The following is a 752-nucleotide window of genomic DNA, read 5'->3' as shown; positions in this document are numbered from 1 at the left end:
AGCGCTGGTTATTGAGGGCCAGTGTCAGGCCGTCTTCGCGATAGGTCAGGCTGTAGGCGTCGCCGTCGCTGATGTCCTGATAATGGCTGTTGAATGCCTGGAAACGGGACTGGTATCGGTCGAATTCCGTTGCTTGGAGGTTTTTTTCCAGAAAGTTCAGCGCGGCTTTGGCAAAGGCATCACCGGGAACGTCACGAAAATAGCGGAAGGTCAGCCGCAACGGTGGTGACAGCAGGTCGTCGGCCTGACAGTCGTGTCGGGACAGGGTGGCTTCGCCCACCGTGATGAAGCGCAGGGCTTTCACATCGCTGCGGGTACAAACCTGCCAGGGTTGCTCGCTTTCGCTCGCGTAACCTGGTGAGGCGATTGCCGCAGCAGCCATTAGCAGCCCGGCCGGGATTAGTCGTGCTCTCTTAGCCATCGTGTCATCGGTCCTATTACGGGCAAATGCTGGTCCATGCCCTGGCTGCTGTCCCAGAAATCCTGCTGGAAAACGACTTGCCCCTGCGCGTTGAAACGCAGCTGGCTGATACCAATGGTGCGAGACAGGCGTTCGCTGCCGAGCAGGCTGAAGCGTGCCTCCATGACCCAGCGCAGATACACATCACTGCCGTCTTTAATGATGTGGTTGACGGTGAGGGACATGCTGTTCAGCCCTTCGGCGGTGGCTTGTAAATGCGCGGCTAACTCGTCTCGTTGTGTCAGCGTGACCAGGGTGTCGTTGAAATACAGGGGGTCGGCATAGATGGTGT

At 58.0% G+C, this 752-nt stretch carries 2 protein-coding genes; both read right to left on the bottom strand.

Annotated elements, in window-relative coordinates; all coding sequences use genetic code 11:
* A partial coding sequence (locus A3754_RS04300) for a hypothetical protein (protein WP_231880474.1) occupies positions 1-382 on the bottom strand: 382 nt, incomplete at its 3' end.
* Between the two features lie 17 nt (positions 383-399).
* A partial coding sequence (locus A3754_RS27200; protein WP_197468447.1) for a nuclear transport factor 2 family protein occupies positions 400-752 on the bottom strand: 353 nt, incomplete at its 5' end.

The organism is Alcanivorax sp. HI0083 (genome assembly GCF_001635175.1).
This window is presented reverse-complemented; position numbering and strand designations above follow the sequence as displayed.